We start from the raw sequence: 12,819 nt of genomic DNA on the forward strand, positions 1-12,819 counted from the left end.
GCAGCTATTTTTGCTTTGAATCAGGGAAAGCACTGCGGCCTGCAAGCTGCCATTCAGCCATGCGCGCGATGATGGGGTTGGAGACAACACCATGAAAATCGCCCTGCTGTCCGACATCCACGCCAACCGCCAGGCCCTAGACGCCTGCCTGCAACACGCCCGCGCCCAGGGCGCCGAACAATTTGCGCTGCTGGGCGACCTGGTGGGCTACGGCGGCGAGCCCGTGGCCGTGGTGGAGCAGCTGCGCGACCTGGCCCAGCAGGGCGCCCTGTGTGTGCTGGGCAACCACGACGCCATGGCCCTGGCGCCGCCCGCCAACCCCCGCAACCGCAGCGAGCTGGGCGCGCAGTGGACGCACGACCAGCTCGGCAACAGCCACATCGCCTTTTTGCAGTCGCTGCCGCTCACCGCCCGGCTGGGCAGCAGCGCGCTGCTCGTGCATGCCAGCGCCGACATGCCGGAGCAATGGCGCTATGTGGAGGACTCCAACGCCGCCGAGCGCAGCATGACTGCGGCCCAGGCCCTCGACCCCGCCATCCGCTACGTGTTCAGCGGCCATGTGCACGAACAGGTGCTGTACTTCCTCACGCCCACCGCCAAGCTCATGCGTTTTGCGCCCGAACCCGGCGTGCCTGTGCCCGTGCCGCCGCACCGCCAGTGGCTGGGCATCGTGGGCTCGGTGGGCCAGCCGCGCGACGGCGATGCGCGCGCCATGTACGCACTGTTCGACGACACCGCCAGGCAGATCACCTTCTACCGCGTGCCGTATGACCACCTGGCTGCCGCCGCCGCCATCCGCGCGGCAGGACTGCCCGCGTTCTACGCCGACAGGCTGGAGCATGGTCAATGAAACTGCTCGAACCCGGCACCGAGATCGACGGCTTTCGCGTGGTGGACTGCATCCACGCGGGTGGCATGGCCCACATCTACGCCGTGGAATACGCACAGCCCGACCGCAGCCCCGGCTTTCCCATGGCGATGAAGATCCCGCGCATGACGGCAGGCGACGGGGCCGAGAACATCGTGAGCTTCGAGGTCGAGCTGCAGATCCTGCCCGTGCTCAGCGGCCCGCATGTGCCGCGTTTTGTGGCGGCGGGCGACCTGGTGCGCCTGCCCTACCTGGTGATGGAATACATCCCCGGCCAGACGCTGCAGCACTGGCTGGATGCGCCCGGGCGCTGCGACATCGAAACCATAGCCCGCCTGGGCGCAGCCACCGCGCGCGCGGCGCACAGCCTGCACCAGCAGAACGTGTGCCACCTCGACCTCAAACCGGCCAACGTGCTCATCAAAGAAGATGGCACGGCCGTGCTGCTGGACTTTGGCCTGTCGTGCCACGCCCACTACCCCGACCTGCTGGCCGAAGAGATGCGCCAGGCCGTGGGCTCGCCCGCGTGGATCGCCCCCGAGCAGGTGGTGGGCGTGCGCGGCGACCCGCGCAGCGACATCTTTGCCATCGGCGTGATGCTGTACGAGCTGGCCACGGGCGAGTTGCCCTTTGGCGCCCCGACCACCAGCGGCGGCATGCGCCAGCGCCTGTGGATGACACCCGCGCCACCGCGCAAGCACCGCGCCGACATCCCGCCCTGGCTGCAGGAAGTCATCCTGCGCTGCCTGGAGCCTGAGGCAGGGAGCCGCTACCCGTCGGCCGCGCACCTGGCCTTCGACCTGTCGAACCCCGAACAGGTGCTGGTTACCGAACGCGGCGAGCGCACCGAGCGCACTCCACTGCGCACGCATGTGCGCCGCTGGCTGCGTGCTGCGGGCATGCACTACACGCCCAGCCCCCTGCCCTCGCAGCAGATCGAGGACACGCCCATCCTCATGGTGGCCGTGCCCCATGCCGATGTGAGTGACGCCACGCTGTATTCGCTGCGCCAGGCGGTGGCGCGGTCCCTGGGCATCCGCCCCGGCGCGCGGCTGGCCTGCGTGACGGTGATCTCGCCCGGAGCCAGCAGCACCAGCGACAGCAACCGCAGCGAAACCACGCTGCACCGCCAGCACATGGCACGCCTGCGCCAGTGGGCCCAGGGTCTGGACCTGACCGGGCATGCCGTGAGCTACCACGTGCTCGAAGCGGGCGACGTGGCCCAGGCGCTGGTGCGCTATGCAGCCAGCAACCACGTGAGCATGATGATCCTGGGCGCCGCCACCCACGGGCTGCAGATGCAGCGCTTCATCGACACCGTGCCCATCCGCGTGGCGCGTGAGGCGCCCTGCACCGTCATCCTGGTCAAGCAGGCGCTGCCGTTCGAGCAACTGGGCCAGACGTTCCCAGGCTAAGCGCCTGTTCAAAGAGTGGGCCCCGCTGTCGCCGAGGTGGCGCGGCCCGCTTGAGCCGCGCCGGGCTTTCGTTTAGCGTGGCGGCATGAGCACCACCACCCTCCTCGTGCGCCAGCACAACCTGGCCAGCACCCGCCTGTTGACCGCCGACGACACCCCGCTGGAAGGCGGCCAGGTCCGCGTGCGGGTCGAGTCGTTCGCCCTCACGGCCAACAACATCACCTACGCCGCGCTGGGCGACATGCTGAACTACTGGCAGTTCTTCCCCACCGGCGAAGCAGGCTGGGGCATCGTGCCCGTGTGGGGTTTTGGCACGGTGACAGAGTCACAGCACCCCGACGTGGCTGTGGGCGAGCGCCTCTATGGCTATTGGCCCATGGCCGACCAGGCCGTGCTTTCGCCCCAGCGCGTCAACCCCACAGGCTTCAGTGACGGCGCCGCCCACAGGGCAGGCCTGCACGCGGTCTACAACCACTACCTGCGCACCGGCACCGACGGGCTGTACCGCGCCGACAACGAGGACGTACAGGCACTGCTGCGGCCGCTGTTCATCACCTCGTGGCTCATCGACGATTTTCTGGCCGACCAGCAGTTCTTTGGCGCCCGGCGCATGCTGCTGTCCAGTGCATCGAGCAAAACCGCCTACGGCACCGCATTCCAGCTCGCACAGCGCGACGGCATCGAGGTCATCGGCCTCACCTCACCCGGCAATGTGGCGTTTTGCGAAAGCCTGGGTTGCTATGACCGCGTGGTGACCTACGACACACTGGACAGCATCGACGGTGCCACACCCAGCGTGTACATCGACTTTGCGGGCAGCGTGGGCCTGCGCCAGCGCATCCACGCCCACTTCACGGGCCTGGCCTACAGCTGCTCGGTGGGCGCCAGCCACGTGCAGGACCTGGGCGGCGCCGGCCAGTTGCCCGGCCCGCGCCCGGTGATGTTCTTTGCGCCCGCCCAGGTCAAGAAGCGCCACGCCGACTGGGGCGCCCAGGGCCTGAACGAGCGCCTGGTGGCGGCATGGAACCAGTTCAGCACTGCGGTGTCCTCGGGGCCACAGCCCTGGCTGGTGGTGCAGCACCATGCAGGTCCCCAGGCCACGCTGGCGCTGTTTACGAGCGTGCTGGCGGGCAGCGGCGACCCGCGCGCCGGGCATATCGCGACGATGCTGCCTGGCTGAAACACTATGCCCGGCCGTCAAGGGCATGACGGCGACAATGGGGCATGACCCCATTGCCCCCCGATACCGCTGCCAACGCCTCGAACGACCAACACCCCTACGCCCGCCTCACCCCCGACCAGGTGCTGGACGCTCTGGCCAGCGTGGGCCTGTATGGCGACGGCCGCCTCATGGCCCTGTCGTCGTACGAAAACCGGGTGTACCAGGCCACGCTGGAAGACGGCGAGCGCGTGGTGGCCAAGTTCTACCGCCCTGGCCGCTGGAGCGAGGCCCAGATCCTCGAAGAACACGCCTTTGCCGCCGAGCTGATGGCGGCCGAAGTGCCCGCCGTGGGCCCGCTGGTGCTGAACGGCACCACCCTGCACCAGCACGATGGCTTTGCGTTTTCCGTCAGCCCCTGGCGCGGCGGGCGCCAGCCCGAGCTGGACGACTTCGAGGTGCTTGAATGGATCGGCCGCTTTCTGGCGCGCATCCACACCGTGGGTGCGGCCCAACCGTTTGCTCACCGGCCACTGCTGGACCTGGAGACCTTTGGCACGGCATCGCGCGACTGGCTGCTCACGAACGAGATCATTCCGCTCGACATGCAGGCCACCTGGAAGGCCCAATGCGACAAAGCTCTTGAATTGATAGCTGCCAGCGCTTATCCATCAAGCGCTGGAGCCTCATTTGGCTTAGAAAATGCAACAGCAATCCGCCTGCATGGCGACTGCCACCCCGGCAACATCCTCTGGACTCCGCTGGATGAATGGGGCCGGGGCGGCCCGCATTTTGTGGACCTGGACGACGCGCGCATGGGCCCGGCCGTGCAGGACCTGTGGATGCTGCTGTCGGGCGACCGGCGCCAGCGCACCCACCAGCTCGGCGCACTGATCGACGGCTACGAGCAGTTCCGCAGCTTCGACCACCGCGAGCTGGCGCTCATCGAGCCGCTGCGCACGCTGCGCCTGATCCACTACAGCGCCTGGCTCGCACGCCGCTGGCAGGACCCGATCTTCCCGGTGAACTTTCCCTGGTTTGGCACCAGCGACTACTGGCGCGGGCAGGTGGACATGCTGATCGAGCAGATCGAGGCCATGCAGGAAGAGCCCCTGGTGGCGTGAGATGAACGCGCCCTGAGCCGCCTGCGCTGCGGTGTGGTGCAGGCGGCTGCGGCGCCCCGGAGAGGCGCCAGAGGCGCGCGGGTATTGCAAACGATTGTCAACCCGTGTGCACAGGGGCGCGATGTCGCGCAACATCCAGAGACGCCTTCCTGGAAAGGCGTTTTCTGACTTGCGAAGGGCGCTTGCGCCCGAAGACCGACACCATGCGCATTGCCGTCCTGCACGACGACCCCCTCTTGCCCGACATGATCCGGGGCGCCCTTGAGCGCCACCTCCATGTGTGCCATTTCTATACCAGCGGTGCGAGCCTGCTCAAGGACACCCGGCACGAAACCTTTGACCTGCTGATCTCTGGCTGGCACCTGCCGGACATGGACGGCATCGAGGTCATCCAGCGCCTGCGCGAGATGGCCGGCCAGCAACTGCCCATCCTGCTGGTCACACGCCGCAATGAAGAACGCGACGTGATCGAAGCACTCAACCGGGGCGCGGACGACTACATGGTCAAACCCCTGCGTGTGGGGGAGCTGGTCGCCCGCGTTGCGGCCTTGCTGCGGCGGGCGTATCCGCAGGCCATGGGCCAGCAGCTGGTCTTCGGCCCCTACCGGTTCGATCCGGAGAAGCGGTTGTTATCCCTGCACGGCGAGCCACTGGCGCTGAAGAACCTGGAATACGAACTCGCCCTTTTCATGTTCCGCAACGCGGGCCGCCTGTTGTCGCGCGCGCACCTGCGCGAAGCGGTGTGGGGCGAGCGCAGCGAAGCACCTTCACGCTCGCTCGACACCCACGTTTCGCGCCTGCGCACCAAGCTGCAGTTGACGCAGCAAGCCCACGGCTATGCGATCACGGCCATCTATGGCATAGGGTACCGGCTGGACACGGTAGACACGGTGGCTCTGGCGGACCCAGGCGGCTGAAACGCCGCGCGCAGGACGGCGCACAAGCCGCCACGTGCTCCTTCCCTGAACAACAAAAAAAGGCCAGCACGCTTTGCAGCGTGCTGGCCTTTTGGCGTTCAGCCCGCCGCCGCGAAGGGATCGCGGCGGCGGTGGCGGCCGGGCTACCGGCGGCGGCCCATGGCGGGGTGCTGCCAGGCCATCAGGCCCAGCAATGCAGCCAGCAGGATCAGGCCCCATTCCGACAGCGTCGGAATGCTGCTGGCAGGGAGGTTCGACACCGCCGTCGTCGCGCTGGCGGTGTTGTTGCCGGGGTTGGTGTCGCCCGGCGCGTCCAGTGTGGCCGTATTGACCAGGGGGCGCGCCCCGCTGTAGGGCGACGCCAGCGTGGTGCTGATCGTGAAGGTCCGCGACGCCCCTACCGCCAGTGCGCCCACCGCGCAGCGCACGGTACCGGCTGCATTGACGCAGCCCGCGCCGGACACGAAGTTGACTCCCGGTGGCAACACATCCACCACCTGCGCACCATCGCTGGCCAACGGGCCGTTGTTGGTGACCACCAGCGTGTAGTCAATCGCGGCACCCGGGGCCAGGGGCCCTGCGGCTGCAGTCTTGCTCAGCGCCAGATCGGTGGCCACGGTAAAGCGGCGTGCGGTGGTGTCGTGGGTAACAACGTTGTTGGCCATCGTGGTCTCGGTCTCTTCCACCACCACACTCGCTTGGTTGAAGGCGGTGCCACTGGTCGCGCCTGCCACGGTGAGGGTCTCCGCGCGCATGACGTAGGTGATGGTGGCGCTCTGGCCGCTGCTCAGCCCCGGAAAGCTACAGGTCAGCGTGCCGCTGGTCGCCCCCATCGTGGGTTCGGTACACGCGCCGCCTGCATTCACCGTGAGCGCGCCCTGGTAGCTGAAGGTGGCCGTGGGCGAGGAGCCCGGTGCGGGGAAGATGTCGGTCATCACCACATTGGTGCCGAACGACGGCCCGCTGTTGTTCACCGTGATGGTGTACGTCGTCGATTGGCCCAGGTCTACCGGGTCAGAGCTGTCCACCTTGTTCACCAGGATGTCCAGCTGCGCGGCCGTCACCGCCGTGGTGGTGGTGGCCGAGTTGTTAGTCAGATCGGACTCCGCCGTGGACGTGGAAACGTTCACGGTGTTGACCACCGTGCCGCCTGCCGCCGTGCCGAGCGGCCGCAACAGATAGGTCACAGTGTTCTGCGAGCCGTTATCGATGCTGCCCCAGGTACAGGTCAGCGTGCCGCCAGCGGCACCCACGGCAGGCGTCGTACAGCTACCGCCGCCGGAGGCGCTGGCGCTGATGAAGGCAGCGTTGGCGGGCAGGTTGTCCACCACTTGCACGTTCTGGGCGGTCGAGGGGCCGTTGTTGCGCACCGTGGCCACGAAGGTGATCGGTGCGCCAGCGGGCACGCTCAGGGGCGTGGCGGTCTTGGAGGCCACCAGGTCCACCATGGCCGTGACTTGGCTGGTCACGCTGCCGCTGTTATTGGTCGGGTTGGTGTCGCCGATATCCGGCGAGCGCACGCTGGCTATGTTGATGCGGTTGGTCGTGGTTGCGACGCTGGGGCGCACGACCACCGTGACCGTGGCCGACGCGCCCGAGGTGAGCGTGCCAAGGTTGCAGGTGACGGTCTGCGACGTGCCATTGGTCACGCTGTTAGGGCTGCAACTGCCTTGCGATGGCACGGCCGACTGGAAACCTCCGGTGTTCACCAGGCTGCCCAGGGTGTCGGTGACCGTCACGTTGTCGGCGGAGTTCGGGCCCGCGTTATCGACCGTGATGACATAGGTAAGGTTCTGGCCCGCCACCACAGGGTTGGGTACGGCGGTCTTGGACACCACGCGCAGATCGGTGCCAGTAGCCGTGGCGGTCACAGTGGCGCCAGCACAGTTGTTGCCTGCATTACTGTCCGCACGGCCTACACCGCCCAGCGCCACGCAGGCGTTGTTGGTCGCTGCGCCAGCTACGGTCATTTGAGCGGCTACCGTGATCGCAGGTGCGTTGGTACTAGCGTTCAGGCCCGTAGCGCGCGTACAACTCCAGTCGTTCGGGCCAACAACTGGCAAGGCTCCACAGGTCCAATTTGTGTCCCCGTTCGCGAAAGTAACCGGCCCGGTGAGTGTCACGCCCGTCGGAACTTGGTCAGTAATGGTGATCGTCTGGCCGACAGGCACCGCCAGTGGGCCGGTATTGCGCGCCGTCAGCGTGTAGTTGAAGGGCACGTTGGGAACCACCGGATTGATATTGGCGGTTTTTGTCATCTGCATGTCGGCGTCATTGCTGGCGGCGACGTTGATGCTGGCAGAGTTGTTGCCCAGGTCGGGGTCAGTCACGGGCGTGCTGATGCCCGCCGTGTTGGTCAGCGTGCCGGGAGCCGTGGCGGTCGCCGTGATGGTGATCGTGGGCATATTGGTGAAATTGGCACCCGCGTAGCCCACACGGGTACAAACAATTGCCGTGTTGCAGGTCCACCCCGTACCGACGGCCGAAACCAGCGTGAGCCCCGGATCCAGGGTGTCGGTTACCGTGATCAGTTCGCCCGCCAGGGACACGCCGCCGTTCAGGCGCGGCGTGAGCGTGTAGACCACGTTGGAGCCCACCGCCACGTTGGCGATGTTGCGGGTCTTGGTGATGGACACGTCCGCGCCGGCGGTGGAACTCACGTCCACCGTGGCGGTGTTGTTGGCTGTGTTGCCGTCGGGCATGGTGGAGTTGTCAGGCTTCAAGCCGCTCACCGCGAAGGCTGCCGTCACCGTGCCGTTGACGTTGGACACGGCTGGTACCGTCAGCACCCCAGTGGACGCGCCATTGGCCAGCGAGCTGGCGCGGGTGCAGGTGACCGTGCCGCTGTTGAGCGGGTAGGCGCCTGACGCCGTGCAAGACCAGCCCGTGCCCGTGGGCGTGGACCGAATCGACGCGCCGCTGGGCACCGTGAAGATGATGCGCTGGCTGCCATCGGCGGCATTCGGGCCGTTGTTGGTGGCCTGCAGCCCGTAGCTGTAAGCCTGCCCGGCCACCACATTGGCGGCAGAAGGTGTCGCCACCAGCGCAAGGTCGGCCGCCTGCGTGGCGGTGGTGTCCTGCACGCTGTTGACGTTGTTGCTGGTGTTGGGGTCGGACGTGGCGCTGCCAGCCGTGGCGGTGTTGGTCCAGACCCCGGCGGAAGGCAGCCGCACCCGGATGGTCACGGTCTGGTTGCTGTTGAACGGGATATTGCCCAACGTGCAATCGACGACACCCGCCGCCTGGCTGCAGGTGCCTGCGGTGGTGGCCACATCCACGAACGTGGAGCCCACCGGGAGTGTGTCCGTCAGCGTGACGCCGGTGGCGCCGTTGGGGCCGTTGTTGTCGATGCGCAGCGTGTACGTGAAGATGCCGCCTGCGGGCCCAGGGTCCGGCGAATCCGCATGGTTGACCACCAGGTCGGCGGACTGCGCCATGGCTGCACCCGCAAACAGGCCACCCGCCAGCAAGAGCCAGCGGAAGCGGCGTACCGCGCTGTGCGCAGGGCTTGTAGCAGGCTGCGCGGGCCCACTGGATGTGCGCGCGCGCCAGAAGGCGCATGCGCCTTCCCAAGATCGCGTCAATCGATAAAGCATCAAAAATACTCCTGAGGTGAATGGCTCCGACTTCCGGCCACGCCGCAACCTCACCAGGCCCCGAGGGGCTGGCAAAAAATGCAGGGAGTGCGTGGATGTACCGTGGCCGCCACGGACCAAGGCTGGGTTGGAATTTATCGACGGACGGGGGCGTAATCCGCGCGGCAACAATCGTTAACGGTCGCGAACGGTATTGCGTATTGTTTGCACCACGGGTGCACTCCCCGCCGGTTGGCAACACGGGTGGTGGACCGGCTGGGGGCCCCTGGGCTATGCTGCGCCATCTTCGATCTACCGCGAGTTGGCCCACCCATGAAGGACATGTTTCGCACGCTCCTCTCCATTCGCCAGAAGCGCAAGCCCGCCCCCGTGGGGCCTTTGCCCGCCGTGGGCACCGTGATCCTGCGGGGGCAGGTCAAGATGGCCGTCACCCATCCGCTGCCCAGGGAACTGTGGGACTGGCTGGTGCTGTCGGGCTGGCGCAACCTGCCGGTCAAGAACGACCGGCGCAAGGGACTGCGTTTGCCAGAGGGCGCGCTCAAGGAGCTGATCGACACCCCCTCACAGGAACGCAACCAGGCACACAGCCGCATCCTGGAGCAGGCCCAGCCCGAAGATTGAGCGGCTTTGTAAAGCCCCATAAAAAAACCGGTGGTGCCAGGCACCACCGGTTTTTACTACTATTTTTATAGCACCTAGCGCTTGATGGACAAGCGCCAGAGGCCGATTTGGCCTAAATTTTTACACCAGCAAGGCGTTCACGCGCTTCACATACGCGGCGGGGTCTTCAGGCAAGCCGCCCTCGGCCAGCAGCGCCTGGTCGAACAGGATGTGCGCCAGGTCGTGGAAGTGCACGCTGCCATCGAGCTTCTTGACCAGCGCGTGCTCGGCATTCACCTCCAGCACAGGCTTGGTCTCGGGCGCCTGCTGGCCGGCCTGCTTGAGCATGCGCGCCAGCTGGGTGCTCATGCCATCGTCCTGCACCACCAGGCAGGCGGGTGAATCGACCAGGCGCGTGGTCACGCGCACGTCTTCGGCCTTGTCCTTGAGCGCTTCTTTCAGCTTGGCCAGCACAGGCTTGAAGGCTTCGGCAGCTTCTTCGGCGGCCTTCTTCTCGGCTTCGTCCTGCAGCTTGCCCAGGTCCACCGCGCCCTTGGCCACGCTTTGCAGCGGCGTGCCGTCAAACTCGTGCAGGTAGTTCAACGCCCACTCGTCCACGCGGTCGGTCATCAACAGCACTTCGATGCCCTTCTTCTTGAAGACTTCGAGCTGCGGGCTGTTCTTGGCAGCGGCCAGGGTGTCGGCGGTGATGTAGTAGATCGCCTCCTGGCCTTCCTTCATGCGGGCCTTGTAATCGGCAAAACCGACCGTCACGGCGTCGCTGGTGGTGCTGGCAAAGCGCAGCAGCTTGGCCAGGCGCTCCCGGTTGCCAAAATCTTCGCCCAGACCTTCCTTGAGTACGGCGCCAAACTCGCTGTAGAACTGCGTGTACTTGCCTTCCTTGGCCTTGTCGTCGGCATCCACCACATCGGTCACGCCGTCGGCATTGGCGGCGGTGTCGTGCTTGTCGTGTTTGGCCAGGTCTTCCAGCATCGAGAGCACGCGCTTGGTCGAGCCTTCGCGGATGGCACGCACGTCGCGGCTTTCCTGCAGCAGCTCGCGGCTCACGTTCAGCGGCAGGTCGGCCGAGTCGATCACACCCTTGACGAAGCGCAGGTAGGTGGGCATCAGCGCTTCGGCGTCGTCCATGATGAACACACGCTTCACATACAGCTTCACGCCAGCCTTCTTGTCGCGGTTCCACAGGTCAAACGGCGCCTTGGCGGGGATGTACAGCAGCTGCGTGTACTCGGTGTTGCCTTCCACGCGGTTGTGCGCCCATGTCAGTGGGGCTTCGTGATCGTGGCTGATGGTCTTGTAGAACTCGGCGTACTGCTCGTCGGTGATGTCCTTCTTGGGGCGCGTCCACAGGGCGCTGGCCTTGTTGATGGTTTCCCACTCGCCGGTCTTGACCATGCCGCCGGGCTGGCGGCCACCGTTTTCGTCGTTGGGGTTGATCAGCTCGCCGTCTTTCCACTCTTCCTTTTCCATCAGGATGGGCAGGCTGATGTGGTCGGAGTATTTGGCGATGACCTGCTTGAGCTTCCAGGCGTTGAGGTATTCCTCGGAGTCGTCGCGCAGGTGCAGGATGATGCTGGTGCCGCGCTGGGCGCGGGTGATGGTTTCCACCTCGAAGTCGCCCGTGCCGCCACTGATCCAGCGCACGCCTTCTTCGGCCTTCAGGCCCGCGCGGCGCGATTCCACGGTGATCTTGTCGGCCACGATGAAGCCGGAGTAAAAGCCCACGCCGAACTGGCCGATGAGCTGGGCATCCGCCTTCTGGTCGCCTGAGAGACGGCCCATGAAGTCCTTGGTACCGCTCTTGGCGATGGTGCCCAGGTGGTCGATGGCTTCTTGCTGGCTCATGCCGATGCCGTTGTCGGTGATGGTCAGCGTCTTGGCGGCCTTGTCGAAGGTCACGCGCACTTCGAGGTTGGGGGCGTCTTCAAACAGCGCGGAGTTGTTCAGGCCTTCAAAACGCAGCTTGTCGCAGGCGTCCGACGCGTTGGAGATCAGCTCGCGCAGGAAGATCTCCTGGTTGGAATACAGCGAATGGGTGACCAGGTGCAGCAGTTGCGCTACTTCGGCCTGGAAAGACAGGGTTTGTTTTGTGCTCATGGTGTCTTGGAGGTTGCTGTGTAAGGTGCAAAAAGAACGCGTTTCACGCCCAGGAGGCCAGGAACGGCATTCGCGCGTGTTCACCTCGGGGCGGACTCGGTGATTTCAAGGGTTGCACTGTGCGGCGCACACCCCTCACCACCCGCGGCCCGCACCGAAGCCATCCCGCACAGCCACTTCGGCGCTGAAGATTGTTGACAATTTGCAGGCATTTGGCAGCAATTTCTGTCATTTAGACCCCATAAGATGCACGCCACCGAAGGCGCTGGGTGCGAGGCCGCCTTCCCATCCTCTGCCCCCTTTCCTCCGGAGCCCTCTTGCCATGCCCACATCCCTGAAAAAATGGTCCGCTGAGTTCCTCGGCACGTTCTGGCTGACATTTGGCGGTTGCGGCAGCGCCGTGCTGGCTGCCGCCTTCCCGCAGCTGGGTATCGGTTTTGTCGGCGTGTCCCTGGCCTTTGGCCTCACGGTGCTGACCGGGGCCTATGCGCTGGGGCCGATCTCGGGCGGGCATTTCAACCCTGCCGTGTCGGTAGGGTTGGCGTTGGGGGGCCGGTTCAAGGCGTCCGAGCTGCCGGGCTACGTGGTGGCCCAGGTGCTGGGCGCCATTGCTGCAGCGGCCGTGCTGTACCTCATTGCCACGGGCAAGCCGGGCGCAGACATCGGGGGCTTTGCCACCAACGGCTATGGCGAACACTCCCCCGGCGGCTATGGGCTGATGGCCGCCGTGGTGACGGAGGTCGTGCTGACAGCCATCTTCCTCATCGTGATCCTGGGCGCCACGGCCAAACGTGCGGCGAGCGGCTTTGGCGGGCTGGCCATCGGCATGTGCCTCACGCTCATTCACCTGATCTCCATCCCGGTGACCAACACCTCGGTCAACCCGGCCCGCAGCACTGGTCCGGCGCTGTTTGGCCCAGCCTATGCGCTGTCGGAACTGTGGGTCTTCTGGGCCGCGCCCATTGCCGGCGCACTGCTGGGCGCTGCCATCTACCGCGCGCTGCTGAGCGACGACTGATCGC

Annotated in this window: 9 protein-coding genes; 7 read left to right on the forward strand and 2 right to left on the reverse strand. The window is 65.9% G+C overall.

Features of this window, described 5'->3' with window-relative positions:
- Positions 1-91: 91 nt before the first annotated feature.
- From C8C93_RS17230 to C8C93_RS17250, 5 genes are all read left to right on the forward strand, one after another.
- Positions 92-850, forward strand: a complete 759-nt coding sequence (locus tag C8C93_RS17230; RefSeq protein ID WP_121507704.1) for a metallophosphoesterase — start codon at positions 92-94, stop codon at positions 848-850.
- Entirely contained in the window at positions 847-2,283 is a 1,437-nt protein-coding gene (locus C8C93_RS17235; RefSeq protein ID WP_121507705.1) for a bifunctional serine/threonine-protein kinase/universal stress protein, read from the forward strand. The genes C8C93_RS17230 and C8C93_RS17235 overlap by 4 nt, the downstream gene beginning before the upstream one ends.
- 85 nt (positions 2,284-2,368) lie before the next feature.
- Entirely contained in the window at positions 2,369-3,463 is a 1,095-nt protein-coding gene (locus tag C8C93_RS17240; protein WP_121507706.1) for a DUF2855 family protein, read from the forward strand.
- A gap of 44 nt (positions 3,464-3,507) precedes the next feature.
- Complete coding sequence (locus tag C8C93_RS17245; protein WP_121507707.1) at positions 3,508-4,566, forward strand: serine/threonine protein kinase; 1,059 nt, start codon at positions 3,508-3,510, stop codon at positions 4,564-4,566.
- 203 nt (positions 4,567-4,769) lie between these two features.
- Positions 4,770-5,483 carry a response regulator transcription factor gene (locus C8C93_RS17250; RefSeq protein WP_121508842.1) on the forward strand — a complete coding sequence of 238 codons (714 nt, stop codon included), beginning with the start codon at positions 4,770-4,772 and terminating at the stop codon, positions 5,481-5,483.
- Between the two features lie 143 nt (positions 5,484-5,626).
- On the opposite strand, the gene C8C93_RS17255 is transcribed toward C8C93_RS17250, so the two are convergent.
- Complete coding sequence (locus C8C93_RS17255; RefSeq protein ID WP_233559476.1) at positions 5,627-8,920, reverse strand: IPTL-CTERM sorting domain-containing protein; 3,294 nt, start codon at positions 8,918-8,920, stop codon at positions 5,627-5,629.
- A gap of 471 nt (positions 8,921-9,391) precedes the next feature.
- Between C8C93_RS17255 and C8C93_RS17260 the strand changes: the two genes are divergently transcribed.
- On the forward strand, positions 9,392-9,700 hold the full coding sequence (locus tag C8C93_RS17260) for a hypothetical protein (RefSeq protein ID WP_055400148.1): 309 nt from the start codon (positions 9,392-9,394) through the stop codon (positions 9,698-9,700).
- A 120-nt stretch (positions 9,701-9,820) separates the two neighbouring features.
- On the opposite strand, the gene htpG is transcribed toward C8C93_RS17260, so the two are convergent.
- The gene (gene htpG, locus C8C93_RS17265; RefSeq protein WP_121507709.1) at positions 9,821-11,797 is read right to left on the reverse strand and encodes a molecular chaperone HtpG; all 1,977 of its coding nucleotides are present in this window, start codon (positions 11,795-11,797) and stop codon (positions 9,821-9,823) included.
- Positions 11,798-12,119: 322 nt separating this feature from the next.
- Between htpG and aqpZ the strand changes: the two genes are divergently transcribed.
- The gene (gene aqpZ / locus C8C93_RS17270; protein WP_055400143.1) at positions 12,120-12,815 is read left to right on the forward strand and encodes an aquaporin Z; all 696 of its coding nucleotides are present in this window, start codon (positions 12,120-12,122) and stop codon (positions 12,813-12,815) included.
- Positions 12,816-12,819: the final 4 nt, after the last annotated feature.

It is taken from the genome of Acidovorax sp. 93, assembly GCF_003633835.1.
In the GTDB taxonomy this organism is placed as follows: domain Bacteria; phylum Pseudomonadota; class Gammaproteobacteria; order Burkholderiales; family Burkholderiaceae_C; genus Acidovorax; species Acidovorax facilis.